Here is a 14420-nt window from a genome sequence, read left to right as displayed (position 1 = left end):
ACGGCCGTTATGTTGCATTGCGGTATGTTGCCTGCAACCCTTTTTCCACTTGCCAATCGATGGATGAACACATGCTCGTCAAGCTTCGCGTAGCTCCGCTCTCCCTGCTGCTGGTCGCCGCTCTGCTGGCGGGTTGTGGAGGGGATTCAGGCGGCAAGGCACCGTCCCAGGTGGCGGTGAAGGTCAACAAGGCCGAGATCACCGTCCATCAGCTCAATGAAATGCTGTCGCGCGCCGGCAACGTGCCCGCCGAGCAGATGGCGCAGGCCAGCAGCGCCGCGCTGGAGCGCCTCATCGACCAGGAACTGCTGGTCCAGCAGGCCATCGAGCGCAAGCTCGACCGCGATCCGCGTGTGCTGCAGAGCATCGACATGGCGCGCCGCGAGATCCTCGCCCGAGCCTATGCCGAGCAGGCCGTGGGTGCACCCGAGCGCCCCGGTGATGCGGAGATTGCCACCTTCTATACCGAGCATCCCGAGCTCTTTGCGCAGCGTCGCGTGTTCAACCTGCAGGAGGTCAACGTCCGCCTGCCGGCCGAGCGCTTCGAGGAGTTGCGCACGCAACTGGCTGCCGTGGGCAACATCCGCAACCTCACCGACTGGCTGACGGCGCAGAACATTCCCTTTACCGCCAACGCCGGCGTGCGTCCCGCCGAGCAATTGCCCATGGAGCTGCTCAAGGGTCTGCAGCGCATGGAGGCCGGTCAGGTTGCGGTCAGCCGCACGCCTACCGGCGCGCTGCTGATCTTCGTTGCCGGCGTGCGCGAGGAACCCATCGATCAGACCCGCGCGCGTCCCTTCATCGAGCAGTTCATCGCCAACAAGGCACGTACCGATCGCGCCGCTGCCGAGATCAAGCGCCTGCGTGAAGCCGCCGCCATCGAGTACGTCGGCGACTTCAGTGCCCCGGCCAGCGCTGCGGCGCCCGCGGCCAGTGCTGATGCCGCGCCCGCAGCCGCACCGGCGACCCCGGCCGGCGGCGAACCCAGCGTCTTCGAACGCGGTGCGGCCACCCTGCGCTGACCTGGCGCCCACAGCAACCGGATGAAGCGGATCAGCATGTTCAGAACCTCACTCCTGCGTTTCCTTGCCTGCCTGGCGCTCGCCATCGGCCTCTCCCAGGCCGGTGCGGCCACCGAGGAATACGTTCTTGGCGCCGGTGACATCGTGCGCATCACCGTCTTCCAGAACCCCGACCTGACCACCGAAACGCGGGTGGCCGAAACCGGAGCGCTGAGTTTTCCGCTGATCGGTTCGGTCAATGTCGGCGGCCTGACCCTCAGTGCGGCGGAGAATGCCATTGCCAGCCGGCTGCGTGATGGCGGTTTCGTCCTCCAGCCGCAGGTCAGCGTGCTGCCCATCCAGGTGCGCGGCAACCAGGTGGCGGTGCTCGGGCAGGTCAATCGCCCCGGGCGCTATCCGCTGGAAACCACCAATCTGCGCCTCACCGACATGCTGGCCATCGCCGGCGGCATCTCTCCCAACGGTGCCGACACCGTGGTGCTGATCGGCATGCGCAACGGCCGCCAGGAACGCCACGAGATCGACCTGCCCGGCCTGCTGCTCGGCGGCGATCTCGGCGGCGACCTGCCGCTCGCCGGCGGCGACCTCATCTACGTGCAGCGCGCACCGGTGTACTACATCTACGGTGAAGTGCAGCGCCCCGGCGCCTTCCGCCTGGAGCGCAGCATGAGCGTCATGCAGGGCCTGGCCACCGGCGGCGGCACCACCCTGCGCGGCACCACCCGCGGCCTGCGCATCCATCGCCGCCAGGCCGACGGCAGCGTGGAAGTGTTCCAGCCCGGCCTCGACGACCTCCTGCGCGCCGACGATGTCATCTTCGTGCGCGAAAGCCTGTTCTGATCCGGCGGAATCAAGTCATGACCTTCCAGCAATTCCTCCTCATCCTGCGCGCCCGGCTGTGGATCATCCTCGGCATCCTTGCCGTCGTCGTCACCACCACCGCCGTCGTCAGCATGCTGCTGCCGCGTCAGTACACCGCCACCACCTCGCTGGTGATCGACGCCAAGAGCGCCGATCCGCTGATGGGCGGCCTGCTTCCTGCGCAGATGATGCCCGGTTACCTTGCCACCCAGGTGGACATCATCTCCTCCGATCGCGTCGCCCAGCGCGTCGTGGCGCTCACCCGCATGGACCAACTGCCGGTCATTCAGCAGCAATGGCGCGAGGCCACCGACGGGCAGGGCAGCCTGCAGGTATGGCTGGCCGAGCTGCTGAAGAAGAACCTCGACGTCCGCCCCTCGCGCGAGAGCAGCGTGGTCAGCATCGGCTACACCGGCACCGATCCCCAGTTTGCCGCAGCCATCGCCAACGCCTTCGCGCAAGCCTACATGGAGACCAACCTCGAACTGCGCGTGGAGCCCGCCCGCCAGTACGCCGCGTGGTTCAACGAACGCACCGCCGGCCTGCGTACCGACCTCGAAAGCGCCCAGCGGCGTCTCTCCGAGTACGAACAACAGCACGGCATCATCGCTGGCGATGGCCGCTTTGACATGGAAAACGCCCGCCTCGCCGAACTCTCCAGCCAGCTCGTGGCCGTGCAGGGGCAGCGCGCCGACAGCCGCTCGCGCCAGAGCCAGGCGGGGGCTGCCGAATCCCTTCCCGAGGTGATGGCCAACCCCCTCATCAGCGGCCTCAAGGCCGATGCCGCCCGCCTCGACGCACAGCGCCAGCAGAGCCTCGGCCGCCTCGGCCCCAACCACCCCGACATCGCCCGCCTGGAAACCGAAATTGCTTCCCTGCAGCAACGCATCGCCGCGGAAACCCAGCGCGTCGCCAGCTCGCTGGGCACCACCACGCGCATCAGCACCGCGCGCGAAAGCGAAATCGCCGCGGCCGTCGAAGCCCAGAAGGAGCGTGTGCTCGAACTCAAGGCCCACCGCGACCAGATCGCCGTGCTTCAGCGCGACGTCGAGAACGCCCAGCGCGCCTACGACCTCGTCACCCAGCGTCTCGCCCAGACCAACCTGGAAAGCCAGACCCAGCAGACCAACATTGCCGTGCTCACCCCGGCCAGCGCACCGCTCCAGCACTCCAGCCCGCGCCTGCTGCTCAACCTGATCCTGGCAGTCTTCCTCGGTACCCTGCTCGGGCTCGGCGTGGCGCTGCTGCTTGAACTCATCGACCAGCGCGTGCGCGGTGCCGAAGACCTTGCCCAGCTCCCCGGTGTACCCGTGCTGGGCATGATTCCCGCCGCCGGCCGCACGCGCGGCCTCTTCCGCCGCCGCGCTGCCGCCTGAGGACATCCCATGAATGCACCTACCACCCAGGGCCTGAGCAACGCCGAGCGTTCCATCGGCGCCATCCTCATCGACGCCGGCCGCCTCAAGCCTGAAGAGGCCGAACGCATCCTGCGCGCCCAGCGCGAACTCAACCTGCGCTTCGGCGATGCTGCCATCCACCTCGGCCTGCTCAGTGAGGCCGATATCCGTCAGGCGCTCTCACGCCAGTTCGACTACCCCTATCTCGCGCGCGGCGAAGCAGCGCTCGCCGACGAGGTGCTCGCCGCCTACAACCCCTTTGCCCCTCAGGTCGAAGCCCTGCGGGCATTGCGCAGCCAACTCATGCTGCGCTGGTTCGATGGCGAAGACGAACGCCACTCCCTCGCCATCACCAGCCCCGGGCGTGGTGAAGGCCGCTCCTGGCTGACTGCCAACCTTGCCGTGGTGTTCTCGCAACTGGGTGAGCGCACCCTGGTCGTCGATGCCGACCTGCGTCACCCCCGCCAGCACCTGCTCTTTGGTGTGGACAATCGCAACGGCTTGTCCACCGTGCTTGCCGGGCGCGGCAGCCCCGAAGCCATCCAGCGCGTCTCCGCGCTTCGCGACCTTTCCGTACTGCCCGCCGGAGCCGTCCCGCCCAATCCGCAAGAGCTGCTCGCTCGGCCCATGTTCGCGCAACTGCTGCAGCAACTCGCCCAGCAGTTCGACGTCATCCTCATCGACACCCCCGCCGGTGCCCAGTACGCCGACGCCCACACCATTGCCGTGCGTGCCAGCGGTGCGCTCATCGTCGCGCAGAAGAACACCAGCCGGCTCGCCGCGCTGCGCGGCTTCGCCGACATGCTGCGCCAGGCCAGCGCGACGGTGGTGGGCACCGTGCTGAACGAGCGCTGAGTTCCCGGCAGGCGCCTTGCATGGGCGCCTCCGTCAACCCACCCATCCTCCCCATGACGGCTTCGACCACCAAAATGACCACCACGACACTCAGCCCACGCAGCGAGTTCACGCCGTGGCTGATCGTTCTTGCCGGTATCGCCTTCCTCTACGGTCCCAGCTTCATCGACCTCTTCCGGGGCCTCTGGAGTACCGACCAGCAGGCGCACGGCCCCATCGTGCTGGCCATTTCGCTGTGGCTGCTGTACCGCAAGTGGCCCGAGATGATGAGCGCCAGCGCCGGCCAACCGGCCTCATGGCTGGGCTGGCCGGTGCTGGTGGTGGGCTTGCTGCTCTATGCTCTCGGGCGCTCGCAGCACATCCTGCTGTTCGAGATCGGTTCGCTGATCTGGGTGCTGGTTGCCGTCGTGCTCCTTCTGCGCGGCACACGTGGCGCGAAGACGCTGTGGTTCGGCTTCTTCTTCATGCTGTTCATGATTCCGCTGCCGAGCGTGGTGGTCGATACCCTCACCATGCCGATGAAGATGGGGGTCTCTTATGCCGCGGAGCACATCCTCTACGCCTTTGGCTATCCCATCGCGCGTACCGGGGTGATCCTGCAGATCGGCCAGTATCAGTTGCTGGTGGCCGATGCCTGCGCCGGACTGCAGACGCTGTTCACGCTCGAAGCGCTCGGTCTGCTGTATCTCAACCTGGTACGTCACGAATCGCTGGCGCGCAATGTCACCCTGGCCATCCTGATCGTGCCGATCTCCTTTACCGCCAACATCATCCGCGTCATCGTGCTGACGCTGATCACCTACCACTTCGGTGACGAGGCGGGGCAGGGTTTCCTGCACGACTTTGCCGGCATGGTGCTCTTCCTCAGTGCCCTGCTGCTAATCATCCTGGTCGATACGCTGATCAGGCTCGGCATCCAGCGCTTCCAGCGTATCCGTGGCAAGGAGGTCAGGGCATGAACCGCCGTGCAATCATCATAGCCCTGCTGGCCTGCGTGACTGCCTTCGGCGCCCAGGCGATCACCCCGCGCATTGCCTTGAGCGATCAACTGCCTGCGCTCGACCTTGCCGCGCTGGTTCCGGAGCAGGCCGGTGAGTGGCGGGTAGACCCAAATGTCCCGGCTGCCGTGGTCAATCCGCAACAGGATTTCGCCATCCAGGCCATCTACAATCAGACCCTCAGTCGTACCTATGTGAATGCCCGTGGGGATCGCATCATGCTCTCCATCGCTTATGGCAGCGACCAGCGTGACGGCGTACAGGTTCACATGCCCGAGGTCTGCTATCCCGCGCAAGGTTTCCTGCTCAAGTCCGTCAGGATCGATTCACTTGCGCTTGCCGGTGGCGAGATCCCGGTGAAGCGTGTCGAGACCATGCACGGCAACGCACGCCCGGAGCCGGTCACCTACTGGATGACCGTCGGCGAGGACGTGGTGGTGAACGGCAAGCAGAAGAAGCTTGCCGAACTGCGCTATAGCATCCGCGGGGTTTATCCGGATGGCCTGCTGTTCAGAGTGTCGACGATCTCACGTGACTCCGCAGCCGCCTACCGGATGCAGGATGACTTCCTGCGCACCATCGTCGCGGCCATCGATCCTGAACACCGCCCGCGGTTTGCCGGGCGCGGCAGCATCGAATGAGGCGTCGTTTCGCAGTCGCTGCGAGTGGCGTGCCCGGGGGCTCCAGGCAGGTAATGAGCGTTTTGCAGGTCTTGCTGGTTGCGGGCTTGATCCTGCTCTCCGCAGTGATCATGGGGCTGGTCGCCGCATATGGTTCGGTGAAGTTTGCCGTGCTGCTGGCTGCAGCCCTGCTCGGTGCCGGCCTGCTCGCCCTGCCTGTGCCGATGCTCATGGGTGTGATGGTGTTTACCGCGTTTGTCGTGGTTGGCCAGTTGTTCTACTTTGCAGGCATGGGGCAGGCGGTCTGGATCGTCTTCGGTTTTGGGCTGCTGCTCTTCGTGAAGTGGCTGCTCCTCTCGTTCAACTCAGCGCAGCCGCTCAGGGTTGACGCTCTGAGTGCGCTGGTGTGGTTGTTCCTCCTGGCAGTGTTGCTGTCCGTCTTGCTCAACTTGCCACCGGTGTTGCAGGCCGTGGCTGGCGGCAAGAATCTCGTGGCGATCTGGGGGGTGTTCTTCATTGTCGCTGCCGGGTCGATGAGCACGCGGGCGATGTACCGTGTCTGGCAGGCCTTTTTCTGGTTGCTGTTGTTCCAGGTACCTCTGGTGCTGTACCAATACCTCGTCGTGGCGCCTTCGCGCACGCGCTTCGGCGCAACCACCGGGGGGGTGGAGTGGGATGCCGTAGTCGGTGGGTTTGGCGGTGATCCGGATGGCGGGGGGTACTCCGGTGGAATGACTTACTTCGTATGTGTGGCGATCGCCTTTGCGGTTGCAGGTTACCGGCGTGGGCTTATTGGCCCGCTCAGGCTTGCCGTCGCACTGCTCGCCGGTGCGCTGTGTGTCGGCCTTGCTGAGGTGAAGGTGGCTGCCGTGCTGTTGCCTGTTGCTGCGCTGGTGATGTTTGCCCCTGAACTCTTCAAACGCCCCCTCCTTGCCATCCTTGGCGTTCCGGCGTCCCTTGTTCTTGCGCTGGGAGTGCTGGTCGCCTATGAATCGGTTCATTACGGCAATTCCGGGCCGTCCTCGTCAAGTCCCGCAGAAATCGTTGAGCGGGCGTTTTCCTACAGTCTTGACCCGGACCAGATCAATTTCCGCAGCGGAGAGATGGGGCGTGTGGCCGCCGTCAAGCACTGGTGGATGGAGCACGACTGGAGCGACCCCGCGCGTTTGCTGCTCGGACATGGGCCAGGAGCAAGCCGGGGAACGAGCATTGTCGGAGCGGGTGAAGCCGCGCGCAGATATCCGTTCCTGATTGATCGTTCAGCAGCCACGCAGATCCTGTGGGACATCGGGTTGTTCGGCTTCCTTTGCTACTTTGGGTTGTGCGTCGTCGCCGCCATCAAGGCGCTGCGCTGGTCGCGTGTTCCGGGTCTGGCTGCGGAAGAGGCTGCGGTGCTGCAAGCCAGTGTTGCTGGTCTGGCGATGTTGCCCGTCATGCTGTTCTATGGGCGCGATCCGCTGGAGTTACCGGCCGTCTCTCTGCTGATCGCACTGATGCTCGGATTCGTCGCATGGCAGGGTAAGCGGCTGCGGTTGCCCGAGGGTGAGTCCAGCGCGGCATCCCGCGCTGTGGGGAGAGGGGGGAGCGCTGTCGTCAAGACACCAGCAGGGCGGAATAAGGCACTTCATTCGCGCGCCAACGACCAACCGGGTATCGCAGCGGAGCGTCTTCCGCGATGACTGCTTCGGCGTATTCAGCAGGGCAGGTGCGTCGCAGTCTGGTCCACTTCGCCTTCGGCAAGAGCGCCAGCGCCCTCATGGGTGTAGGCCTGCTGCTTCTGCTCGTGCGCGCGCTCGATGTTGCTGACTATGGCTTCTACTTGGCCTCCCAGGCTGCGCTCGAACTGGTCGCAATGTTCTCCTCGTTCGGCCTGATTGCGGTCGCGCAGCGTTACCTGCCGGAATTGCGCGCCCGGCAGCAGGGCCGCCAACTGGCGAGGCTCATCGCCGTGCTCTGTGTGGCGCGCCTGTTGACGCTTGCCGCGGTGTGCGTTGCGCTGTACTTCCTCGCGACGTGGCTGGCCGCCGCGCTCGGGCTCAACGCCTACACGGCTGCCATCCGGCTTTTCCTGCTGGTCATCGTCGTGGAAGGGCTGGCACGGTTTCTCGACGAGGTGTTCGATTCCCTGATGATGCAGGGTGTCGCGCAACTGTCGATCGTCTTGCGCACGGGCTTGCGGCTGGGGTTGGGTATCGCGCTGTTTGGAGCGGCGGATGCCACGCTGGCACTGGCGACATGGATCTTCATCGAGCTGGCCGCCTCCGCTGTTGCCTGCGTGGTGGCGCTGGTCTTGCTCACCCGGACGGCCCTGCGCATCCGGCGCAGTGTACCGGGTGAGGATGAACGCCTGCCTTTGCGGCGTTTCTTCAATTACGCGGCACCAACGTTTCTGGCTGGGTCGCTATACACCCTCTCCGGACCCAATGTGGTGAAACTCGTGGGTGCGCGCGTCCTGTCAGCGAGCCAGTTTGCCGCTTTTGGCTTTGCTGCGGCTTTTGCCGCGATGCTGCAGCGCTATCTGCCGATGTTCCTGCTCATCCGCATGGTCCGTCCACTGTTCGTGGCAGCCCGCCAGCGCGAGGATTACCGCCAGCGTCTGCCGGCAATGGGGGCATTGGTCTTCAAGCTCAATGCCTTTGCGCTGGTGCCGGTGGCTGCGTTCCTGGCTGTCGCCGGAGTCGAGACTGCCGTGGTGCTGACCGGCGGGCGCTACCCCGAAGCAGGGGCCTATCTGCTCGCCTTTCTGGTGGTTCTGCTGGCCCAGGCCTTGCGCGCGGTATCCAGCCTGATTGCGCAGGCCATGGAGAATGCCAGGGCGCCGCTGGTTGGCACCAGCCTGGGGCTGATCGGCCTGGCCCTTGGGGTGTTGTTGAGCGGCTCTCTGGGGGCGTACGGTCTGTGCGTCGGCCTGGTTGTCAGCGAAGCGGTCTTTGCGCTCTACGTCAGGCGCGCCTTGACCGCGTCGGGATTGTCGTTCGTCAGTGATGGCCGTGCCTATCTGCGCATGCTGATTTCTGCCGTTCTTGCCGCATTCTGCGGCCTGGTATTGATGCGTGTGTTACCGCCCGACGGCCCACTGGCACTCGGCGTAACTGCGCTGAGCGTTGCCGGCTCCTTCCTGGTTTTTGCGTTCTTCATCAAGCCCTTTACGCCGGAAGAGCGCGGTACCTTGAACCGGTTGCTCAAACGCGAGGTGTTCGTCTGGTGAATCCGATTTCTTCAGAGATGCCCGCTACGCAAGAGGTGATAGATGGTGGCTACTGCGTCGGCTGCGGGGCATGCGCAGCGCTGCCCGGTAGCGCGCATAGGATGGAGTTGACGGTACAAGGTGCCTACAGCGCGCGTATCGAGGGAGTGTCGGCCAACGCGGCTGCGGTTTCGCGGGTATGTCCGTTCAGCGATGAGGCCATCAGTGAGGATGCCATCGCCGCTGTGCGCTTCCCTCAAGCCAAGGCGCATCCAATGCTTGGGCGTATTCAGGGTGTATACGCCGCGCAGGTAGTGGAGGGGCAGTTCAGGCAGCGGGGAAGCTCCGGTGGCATGGGTAGCTGGCTGCTCGATCAATTGCTTGCCGGCGGCCATGTCGACGCCGTGGTGCATGTCGCGGCGCTGGACGCAGGTGCCGGAGAGGCGTTGTTTGGATATCGCATCTCGACCACGGCCGAGGAGATTCGCAGTGGTGCCAAGTCGCGTTATTACCCGGTCACTCTTGCCGATGTTCTGACCCGCGTCAGGGAGGTGCCGGGGCGTTACGCCTTCACCGGGGTGCCGTGCTTCATCAAGGCGCTGCGGCTGCTGGCGGCCGAGGACGAAACCATCGGCTCCCGGGTTGCCTTCTGCATCGGGTTGGTCTGCGGTCACCTCAAGAGCCGTGGCTTTGCCGAGTTTCTTGCCTGGCAGATGGGGGTTCCGCCGCAGTCGCTCACGGGCTTCGACTTCAGGGTGAAGGTCCCTGGACAGGCAGCCAACCACTATGGCGCCAAAGCGCTTGGGGTCGTCGATGGCATGCCGGTTGAGCGGATACAGACCATGCAGCAGCTGTATGGCCATGACTGGGGAATGGGGCTGTTCAAGCTCAAGGCCTGTGACTACTGCGACGATGTCGTCGCCGAGACGGCCGATGTCACTGTCGGCGATGCCTGGCTGCCGCAGTACGTCAGCGATGAACGGGGCACCAATCTCCTCATCGTGCGGCACCCCCAGCTTGCCGAGATCATTGCGGGTGGAGTTGCGCGCGGCAGCATTCATCTTGAGGAGCTGACGCCGGACGACGCGGTGCGCAGTCAGGCTTCAGGCTTCAGTCACCGCCGCGAGGGCTTGGCCTACAGGCTCTGGCGGGCCCGCGAGCGCGGAGAGTGGGCGCCGACCAAACGTGTCGTAACGCTGGAGCAGGCTGCGGACGAGTCGTTTGCGCAACGCCAGGACGCCCGCATGCGGGTAGCAGAGCTCAGCCATGCCGCCCTGCTGGAAGCAAAGCGCGCAGGCACGCTGGCGCCATTTTTCCAGCTTGTCGTCCCGGCTGCTGAGCACTACCGTGATTTTTCGCGCCCACTATGGCGCAGGGTGCTAGTCAGGTTGCGCCGCCTGCTGCGCGGCGATCCGCTCGTGCGCGAGGCCCTGCGGCGCTCACAGGCTGTCAGACGCTGATCGAGCGGACGGCAATCGGATGCGGTGAGGCGAGTGGCTAAGGATCAATCAGTTCAAGGAGTAAGCGTGCAGTTCTATCTTTCTGGTCAGACCACCTTTGGCAACAGAGGATGTGAAGCGCTGGTGCGCGGTACCGCTGCCATGCTGCAGGAGCGTCTTGGCGATGTGCAGCTGATGTGCCCGCTTGACAATCCCGCCGCCGAAGCGCGGCAGTGGCCGCAGGCCGCCGGGCAGGGAGTCCGTTTCACGTCCAGCCCGGTGTTTCCTGCCACGGCCCTGCGCTGGTGGGCGCGGGCAAACCGGCTGCTGCCGCTGGCGCGCATGGGCTTCCCGCGCTTTGCCGCGGACGCAGGTACGCGGGCGGCGTTCGAACAGTCAGCGGCTCTGATCATGACCGGTGGCGACATCCTCACGCTGGACTATGGCGTGATGTCGCTTTACCAGTGGTGCAGGCTCAATGAGGCAGCGATGGAGTCGGGTGTGCCTGCCGTTCTCTGGGCTGCCTCGGTGGGGCCGTTCAGTGCCCGGCCTGAGGTGGAGCGGGTTATGGCCGCACACCTGCGCAGGTATGCAGCGATCACCGTGCGTGAGACGGTCTCGCTGGAATACCTGCGCAGCATCGGTGTCGAGCATGCCGAGCTTGTCGCCGACCCTGCCTTTCACCTTGGGGTTGAGACATTCGACACCTCGGCACTCGACTTTGGCGGCAGCCGGCCGCTGTTGGGTTTTAATGTCAGCCCGTTGATTCGCCTGTTTCGTGGTGGCAAAGCCAGTGCGGAAGCAATGGACAGGGAGATCGTCGCTTTTCTGCGCAAGGTGACACAGGCTAGCGAGTTTGGTGTTGTGTTGATTCCGCACGTCGGGCCCCTTGATGGTGGTGACAACAATTCCGACTGGCACTACATGCAGGGGCTGCTGCGGCACCTCGACGACTGTCGTGAACGCATTGTGCTGGCCCCGCCCGACCTCAATGCTGCGCAACTGAAGTATCTCATCGGCTTGTGCCGCTACTTTATTGGCGCACGGACCCATTCAACCATTGCCGCGCTCTCGCAGGGTGTGCCGACGGTATCGATTGCGTACAGCACCAAAGCCAAGGGCATCAACAAGGACCTGTTCGGCCACCTCCGGTACGTCCTGGAAACCCCACGGGTTACCGCTGAGACGCTCGACGAGTCGCTGGTCTACCTGCAGAACGAGGAGGCGGATATGCGCGCGTTGCTGGCCGAGCGCCTGCCCGAGTGGCGTTCACGCGCGATGGGCTCGGTAGATGCATTGCTGCGCGTTGCGCGGAACTCTCGCCAATGAAGGTCAGCGTCATCATCAAGGCCCTGAATGAGGAGCGCAACATCGCCCGGGCCATTGAGTCGGCCCTGGCGGCAATCGCCGAGGTCGGTTCGGGGGAGGTCATTCTGGCCGATTCGTTGTCAACGGATCGTACCGTTGAACTCGCCCGGCAGTACCCAGTGCGTATCGTTCAGCTCACCGACCCGGCTGATCGCTGCTGCGGCGTCGGTGCGGAGATCGGTTACCGGATTGCGCAGGGAGAGTATCTGTACATACTCGACGCCGACATGGAATTGGACAGCGGGTTTCTGCTGGCTGCGACACGCGTTATGGATGATGACCCCAAAGTTGGTGGTGTGGGCGGTCTGGTGAAGGAGATGAACGTCGACAACGCCGAATTTCGTGGGCGGGCCGCGCAGCAACCGCCTTACATGCGCGCGGGAGAGGTTGATCGCTTGGATGGGGGGGGGATTTACCGGAAATGTGTGATTGATGCGCTGGGGTATCTGACCAATCGCAATCTCCATGCCTTCGAGGAATATGAGCTCGGAGTGCGGGTACGCGCAGCAGGCTTTCGCCTGTTGCGTCTGGACAAGGCGGCGGTGCGCCACTATGGCCACACCGATGACAGCTTCAAGTTGCTATGGCGGCGCTGGCGGTCTCGATATGCCTTTGGAACCGGCGAGCTGGTTCGCGAAGCGGTTGGCAAGAGCTATCTGTGGAGGGTGCTGAGGGAGGTCAGAATGTACAGGCAGTCTGTCCTGACCTACGGTTGGTGGTGCGCGATTGGCGCTCTTTCAGGTTTGGCTGCCGCAGGTGTGATCGGTTGGTTGCTGCCGTTGGCCCTGTTTTTGCTGCTGCCCGCCTTGGCTGCAGTTAAGCGTCGCTCGCTGCTGGATGGAATCTACGTGACTGCGTTCTGGAACGTTTATGCAGCAGGCCTGGTTGCAGGATTTTTTTCAAAGGGGCGCGGCCATCCAGGCGGAAAGTTCGGTTACCTCGTTTTACAGTGAGAAGCCTGCACATGTTTTTGCTCTGGTTTTCCGGATTGCTTCGCTCTTGGCGAGGTGGCGCATGACCGCTCGGGCATCGGCTATGAGTGGGGTGGAAAGTGCGTGCCTTGGTTCATGCCATGCTCGGTTTCGTAGCGCGTTTCGCTTGTTGGTGTTTACTTGCTTATACGGAGCCTTTTCGGCGCCAGCCTACCCGGGCGTCTGCAGCAATGGTGCGCCGGAGGTGGATGAAGCAGGGATTAATGATCGGGGTCGCGTGACGATCCGAAGAATGGCTCAGGTGGATGAAACCCGCCCGGGTTTTTCCATTGGTTTCAACCTTGAATCGTTTTCTTTTGGCGGAGCGCATTATGCGCCCCAAGCCAGATCCGTTTCACAACCGCTGACGGAGGCGCTTGCTGCCCTGCCGGGGGTGTCGCTGCGCTATCCCGGTGGCAGCATTGCCGACCGCATCGACGTGATCGACACCGTAGGCGTCGCACGCAAGCCTTTGCGGCTGGCGGACTGGGCGCCGGTGCAGCCATTGAGCTTCGGCTTGCACGAATATGGCGACTTTGTCGGCCAGATCGGCGCGCGGGCGTGGCTGGTGCTCAATGTGATTGACGCCGATGGAAAAGCCCCGGCGGATGTGCTGGCCGAACGTAATGCGCGGGGGTTGAGGTCCTTGCTCGCCAGGCAGGCGGTCACGCATGTCGAACTCGGCAATGAGCCCTACATGCCAAGGCATGGGCTCAATGGCGAAGCGTATGGCCGGCGTTTGTTGCCGACCCTGCGTCGCCTGGAGCGTGACTTCCCTGGCATTCGACCGGTTGTGGCTGCGCTGGGGTTTACCAGGGTGCATCTGGTGGCTGAGGAGTTCAACCGTGGTTTGGTTGAAGCGATTGGCAATGCCGATGTTGATTTTGCCTTGCACTTCTATTACGACGGCCCGCCAGGCGGACCTCCGGTGGAGCGAGCTCTACGCACGCTGTGCGAGCGTGTCGAGCAGTTGCGCGCACTCACCGGAAGGCCTCCTGTGGTGTGGGTAACGGAGCACGGTCGCTGGCCCGGAGGGAGTGTTGGGGATGACGGCTGGCGAGAATTGTGGCCGAACACCTACAACATGGGGGCGGCGCTGTCGGTAGCCGAGTTCATCATTGGAGCCTCGCAGATTCCAGAGGTCCATGGAGTGCTCCTGCATTCATTGGGCTCCCCCAATGGCCCCTGGCCGATGTTCCATCGCGGCGAGCATGCCGACGATCTCTTCCCCAGTGCGACCCTGCTGGCGCAGTCGGTGCTTTATCCCCTTGCTCAGGGCCGTGTTAGCAGAACGCTGACGAGCCGGGTAGCCCACGGCGGAGTGAGGCAGTTAAGGGCAGCTTTCGTAGTAGGTGATGACGGCGGGCTGGGTTTGGCAGTGGTGCATCGCGGCACACAGGCGGCGGCTGCAGTGGTGCAGGTGCCGGAATTGGCCGGGCAGGAAGTGGCGTACCGTGCGCGTGCCGTGGTTGCGATGCATCTCGAAGCGTTCAATACAGCGTCGGCGCGCAGAGCGGTGCGTGTGGTGCCGCTGCAGGGCAGCGTGCGCTTTGATGAAGGGGGGCGGGCGACTTTGCCGCTGCCGGCGCAGGCGGTGGTGTTCTATGCCTTCGACGCGGTGGAGAGATGACCGCTATTCCGGCAGGGGCAGGCCAGGCTGTCCTTTCGGAGCACGCCAAAGGCGCACTGCGACAGAACGGCA

The 14420-nt window shown here is 64.1% G+C and carries 12 protein-coding genes; all 12 read left to right on the top strand.

The window, feature by feature from the left end; genetic code table 11:
• Positions 1–71 precede the first annotated feature (71 nt).
• Positions 72–1022 (top strand): EpsD family peptidyl-prolyl cis-trans isomerase, encoded by a 951-nt coding sequence (locus C8261_RS01565; protein ID WP_107491998.1) that lies wholly within the window; start codon positions 72–74, stop codon positions 1020–1022.
• Between the two features lie 36 nt (positions 1023–1058).
• Complete coding sequence (gene epsE, locus C8261_RS01560; RefSeq protein WP_235864796.1) at positions 1059–1862, top strand: polysaccharide export protein EpsE; 804 nt, start codon at positions 1059–1061, stop codon at positions 1860–1862.
• A 17-nt stretch (positions 1863–1879) separates the two neighbouring features.
• Entirely contained in the window at positions 1880–3259 is a 1380-nt protein-coding gene (epsF, locus tag C8261_RS01555) for a chain length determinant protein EpsF (RefSeq protein WP_107491888.1), read from the top strand.
• 9 nt (positions 3260–3268) lie between these two features.
• A complete protein-coding gene (gene epsG, locus C8261_RS01550) occupies positions 3269–4135 on the top strand; it encodes a chain length determinant protein tyrosine kinase EpsG (protein ID WP_107491887.1) in 867 nt (288 codons plus the stop codon).
• A gap of 74 nt (positions 4136–4209) precedes the next feature.
• Entirely contained in the window at positions 4210–5094 is an 885-nt protein-coding gene (gene xrtB, locus C8261_RS01545; RefSeq protein ID WP_219905105.1) for an exosortase B, read from the top strand.
• The gene (gene epsI, locus C8261_RS01540; protein WP_107491886.1) at positions 5091–5774 is read left to right on the top strand and encodes an exosortase-associated protein EpsI, B-type; all 684 of its coding nucleotides are present in this window, start codon (positions 5091–5093) and stop codon (positions 5772–5774) included. Before xrtB ends, epsI begins: the two co-directional genes overlap by 4 nt.
• 53 nt (positions 5775–5827) lie before the next feature.
• Positions 5828–7432: a hypothetical protein gene (locus C8261_RS01535; protein ID WP_107491885.1), complete on the top strand. Its 1605-nt coding sequence runs from the start codon at positions 5828–5830 to the stop codon at positions 7430–7432.
• A complete protein-coding gene (locus C8261_RS01530) occupies positions 7429–8961 on the top strand; it encodes a lipopolysaccharide biosynthesis protein (RefSeq protein ID WP_107491884.1) in 1533 nt (510 codons plus the stop codon). Before C8261_RS01535 ends, C8261_RS01530 begins: the two co-directional genes overlap by 4 nt.
• Positions 8962–9062: 101 nt before the next feature.
• Positions 9063–10400: a Coenzyme F420 hydrogenase/dehydrogenase, beta subunit C-terminal domain gene (locus C8261_RS01525; protein WP_181358799.1), complete on the top strand. Its 1338-nt coding sequence runs from the start codon at positions 9063–9065 to the stop codon at positions 10398–10400.
• A 66-nt stretch (positions 10401–10466) separates the two neighbouring features.
• On the top strand, positions 10467–11708 hold the full coding sequence (locus C8261_RS01520) for a polysaccharide pyruvyl transferase family protein (RefSeq protein WP_146161625.1): 1242 nt from the start codon (positions 10467–10469) through the stop codon (positions 11706–11708).
• Positions 11705–12700, top strand: coding sequence for a glycosyltransferase (locus tag C8261_RS01515; RefSeq protein WP_107491881.1), 996 nt, complete (start codon positions 11705–11707; stop codon positions 12698–12700). The genes C8261_RS01520 and C8261_RS01515 overlap by 4 nt, the downstream gene beginning before the upstream one ends.
• Before the next feature lie 280 nt (positions 12701–12980).
• Complete coding sequence (locus C8261_RS01510) at positions 12981–14348, top strand: hypothetical protein (protein ID WP_181358798.1); 1368 nt, start codon at positions 12981–12983, stop codon at positions 14346–14348.
• Positions 14349–14420 lie beyond the last annotated feature (72 nt).

The organism is Pseudothauera lacus, from assembly GCF_003034845.1.
In the GTDB taxonomy this organism is placed as follows: Bacteria; Pseudomonadota; Gammaproteobacteria; order Burkholderiales; family Rhodocyclaceae; genus Pseudothauera; species Pseudothauera lacus.
Note: the sequence above shows the minus strand (reverse complement) of the source record. Positions and strands in the feature narration are given on the sequence as shown.

Bases quoted from the DNA above. Each gene is read 5' to 3' on its own strand.
- C8261_RS01565 (WP_107491998.1), top strand. From the start codon at position 72: ATGCTCGTCAAGCTTCGCGTAGCTCCGCTCTCCCTGCTGCTGGTCGCC.
- epsE (WP_235864796.1), top strand. From the start codon at position 1,059: ATGTTCAGAACCTCACTCCTGCGTTTCCTTGCCTGCCTGGCGCTCGCC.
- epsF (WP_107491888.1), top strand. From the start codon at position 1,880: ATGACCTTCCAGCAATTCCTCCTCATCCTGCGCGCCCGGCTGTGGATC.
- epsG (WP_107491887.1), top strand. From the start codon at position 3,269: ATGAATGCACCTACCACCCAGGGCCTGAGCAACGCCGAGCGTTCCATC.
- xrtB (WP_219905105.1), top strand. From the start codon at position 4,210: ATGACCACCACGACACTCAGCCCACGCAGCGAGTTCACGCCGTGGCTG.
- epsI (WP_107491886.1), top strand. From the start codon at position 5,091: ATGAACCGCCGTGCAATCATCATAGCCCTGCTGGCCTGCGTGACTGCC.
- C8261_RS01535 (WP_107491885.1), top strand. From the start codon at position 5,828: ATGAGCGTTTTGCAGGTCTTGCTGGTTGCGGGCTTGATCCTGCTCTCC.
- C8261_RS01530 (WP_107491884.1), top strand. From the start codon at position 7,429: ATGACTGCTTCGGCGTATTCAGCAGGGCAGGTGCGTCGCAGTCTGGTC.
- C8261_RS01525 (WP_181358799.1), top strand. From the start codon at position 9,063: ATGGAGTTGACGGTACAAGGTGCCTACAGCGCGCGTATCGAGGGAGTG.
- C8261_RS01515 (WP_107491881.1), top strand. From the start codon at position 11,705: ATGAAGGTCAGCGTCATCATCAAGGCCCTGAATGAGGAGCGCAACATC.